This window comes from Vibrio sp. Vb1554 (assembly GCF_033344235.1).
Map to the genome: position 1 here is coordinate 1 of NZ_JAWPOJ010000071.1, position 2,988 is coordinate 2,988.

Genomic DNA, 2,988 nt, shown 5'->3' on the forward strand with positions numbered 1-2,988 from the left:
ACGAAATTGAATTCTAGTGTCCATGATGTATTCCTTTGTTGGTGTGTGTACAAATGTTAGCACTAGGCTTTGAGATGGGCAACTAACAAACAATTTAAGAGTGATTCGGCACGCGTGGCATTTTTACTATGCATTGGTTTTAGTGATTAAGGTGGTATGCGGGAGCATCGTATTGTGTGCCTCACACCTTAATTGGGCGTTAGTACGGGTTTGACGTCAAAGGTCATAAGTTTTGGTGTTTATCTGTTTTCGCGCTCGTCTTTACACCTTTCAGTTTTTACCTGTCACGTTCTTTCCGGTGGCACTATATGCGGAGTGTTTGCTTTGATTTCACCGTTTACGGTCTCTAACTCTTAGCCTATTTCTTTGGCGCTTCTTCGTTTTCGTTGTACTTCCTGAGTTAATCTTGTCGTTCGTTGGGTGTTGCCATCAAAGTGCGAGGATCGAATCCTTTTCTAATTTGAAGCAAGTGGAAGTAGAGCAGTTCAGTGCGTTTTTCTTCTAGCCAACTTTCGTCTTTCAATTGGAATTAAGTTTTGTAGCTGCCCGTCTCACTTCAGTGTTCAAAACCTTTCATATCATGCTAGTTTTCAATATCTTGGAGCGCATAAATAGAAGTAGCGCATGTACTAACAAATTGCTTAAGAGTGATTCGTAACGCGTGGCATTTTTACTTTGCGGTGGCTTATAGTGATTAAGGCGCTGTGCGGTAGCTTTTGTATTGCGTTACTCACACCTTAGCAAGGCGTTAACTGGCGCAGAAAATATGAAAGCACATTGATACCGTTACTAGGTTCAGAGGTTTAGCGTGTTTGGTCGGTTCCCTTAATTAAGCTAATGCGACTAATTCAATTTGGTACTTAAGTTTTCTCATGAGAAAGGCGGCACAAAGCCTTCTAATAATATAAGGCATTCGCGATTAGTTCGGCGCACTTACATCGCCGAAGTATGGTGTTGTGAGACGCATTTCAAACTAAAGGTAAACGGTAATCTTTTAGTTAAATACATATTTGAGTTAGCTTTACTAATCATTAATTAGGAAAACCAGCTTTGGCTAAAGTGGCTGTAAGATCGGCGAAAACTGAAAGGCGCTCAGTTAACAAACTGTTTAAGAGGGATTCGCAACGCGTGGCATTTTCACTATGCGTTGGTTTAAGTGATTAAGGTGGTATGCGGCGGCTTCGGTATTGCGTTGCTCACCCCTTAACAGGGCGTTATGTAACATGGAGGCTCGATGAAAATCGGAGTCATATTAGGTACTTCAAAATCTGATGGTAATACGCGAAAACTAGTCGAATCATTCGTAGAGCAGTCAGATGCAAAACTGTTTGATCTATCTGATTTCGATATCAGTTTTTACGACTATGAGCATGAAAATAGCAAAGATGATTTTCTTCTAATTATTCATCAGCTACTCCGTTTTGATCATATGGTGTTTGCTTCGCCAGTTTATTGGTACTCAATGTCAGCACAGCTAAAAGTTTTCTTTGACCGATTATCCGACCTTCTAACAATCGAAAAAGAGCTGGGACGCAAGCTGAAAGATAAATCTATTTCAGTGTTATCTACTGGCTACAACTTAGACTTGCCTGCATGTTTTGTACAACCATTTGAACTGACAGCGAGTTATATGCAGTTAGAGTTTAAAGGATGTGAATACCTTGCTGTACAATCAGAATCGGATTTGGGTAAAGTTACCAGTAGTGCAGCGCAAGCTATTGAAAATGTTACATAACAAACAGTTCAAGAGGGATTCAGCACGCGTGGCATTTTTGGTATGCGGTGGTTTTGGTGTTGAAGTGCCATGCGGCAACTTGGTCATTGCGTGCTTCACCCCTTAACTGGGCGTTAACTAACTCCTTCGATCTAGTTTATAAATTAAAGAGAAATGTTTCTATGACATCAAAAGAACACTTTAAACCAATAGCTTGCCATGCAGATTACTTAAAAAAGCTCTCTAATCCATGTAGAATGAAATGCAAGCGGCTGCTAGATGATTTTAATTTTTCTTATAAAAGTGGGAAAATAAATCTACAGAGCATCAGCCTTACTGGCCTTTACCTTAGCGGGAGTTTATACCATAGTGTTGAGGACATAGAATCCAGCCTTAGAGCAATGGATATGCATCAGTACTTTGATATTAAATTAGTACAGTCACAGCTATTGAGTGATGGCGCGGCGATTTCGGTAGTGCTCCCTAAAGCGGAGGTGACTCTAGTAGCAAAGAAAGAGGAATACAATGGTCTTGAAGGTGCGCTATATCTAACCTATTTGAGTTGGCTATCTTTATTCTGTGAGCAGGTGAGTGACATCGAGTACCTTGCCAACTTAGCCGACCACCCAAACACTGAGTGGTATAATGTTCGGTCTCGTACCTTCTTTGAGCTCCAAATGGTCATGCTCGGAATAAAATCTGGTGACGTTAAGTCGTTAATTCAGAAGTTTATTGATGTAAGTACTCCTGAGTATCTTGAGGGTTTAGCCTTTGAACACGCTAACCTTGTCGATTTGCCAACGATTAATGTGATGACAAAAGTTCTAAATAAATCAGGTTGTGGTGAAGCGGAATATCAACAAGCGATGTATGAAGCGGTCAAAGGGCACCACAAGTATTGGAGTCAAAAAAAGTTAAAGGAAGAGCGTGTAGGCTATTTTGCTATGCCGTTACTGGCACTGGCAAAGCTTACTTACCAGAAATACGGTTTTCGCTTAGGGTTTGAAACGGATTATGTTCCAGAAGCGTTCTACACCCGTAATATGCCTGAGCCGAGCTATAGCTTTTTAGATATTTACAAATCGTAGTTAGTTAACAAACTGTTTAAGAGTGATTCGCAACGCGTGGCATTTTTACTATGCGTTGAATTTAGTGATTAAGGTGGTTTGCGGCGGCTTAGGTATTGCGTTGCTCACCTGTAGTGGTCAACTAAAATTGGCCACGGTTTTAGAGTTTTCCCAATATAATCGTTCTGATTCATTGGGAGTTAGACC

2 protein-coding genes are annotated in these 2,988 nt (G+C 40.7%); both read left to right on the plus strand.

The genetic code is table 11. The features are described 5' to 3' along the window. The first annotated feature begins 1,234 nt into the window (after positions 1 to 1,234). On the plus strand, positions 1,235 to 1,735 hold the full coding sequence (locus tag R8N28_RS23620) for a flavodoxin family protein (RefSeq protein WP_206960231.1): 501 nt from the start codon (positions 1,235 to 1,237) through the stop codon (positions 1,733 to 1,735). Positions 1,736 to 2,121: 386 nt separating this feature from the next. Then, positions 2,122 to 2,802 carry an Imm49 family immunity protein gene (locus tag R8N28_RS23630; protein WP_225478347.1) on the plus strand — a complete coding sequence of 227 codons (681 nt, stop codon included), beginning with the start codon at positions 2,122 to 2,124 and terminating at the stop codon, positions 2,800 to 2,802. Positions 2,803 to 2,988: the final 186 nt, after the last annotated feature.